This window comes from Treponema sp. UBA785, assembly GCF_002297065.1.
Lineage (GTDB): Bacteria > Spirochaetota > Spirochaetia > Treponematales > Treponemataceae > Treponema_D.
Genome location: NZ_DBJD01000067.1, coordinates 11,422 through 11,625, shown reverse-complemented (window position 1 = coordinate 11,625; position 204 = coordinate 11,422). Strand labels below are relative to the sequence as shown.

The following is a 204-nucleotide window of genomic DNA, read 5'->3' as shown; positions in this document are numbered from 1 at the left end:
AATCTTTGGCCGATCTTTCGAGAATTGAACTTTATCGCTCTGTTACAGGAAAGCATGATTCTGGTGAAAAATTGTATTTGAACGAACAGTCTTATATAGACGATTTTAAACTTATTTGCTATGATGAAGTTACAGTTTCTACTTTTGAAGATTTAAAGCCTGTGCTTTTTGTTGAAGGCGCAGTTACCAATACCAATACCAATA

The 204-nt window shown here is 33.8% G+C and carries 1 pseudogene; it reads left to right on the top strand.

The features are described from left to right. Positions 1–204: pseudogene (locus B2X33_RS05540) on the top strand (ligand-binding protein); the annotation flags it as partial.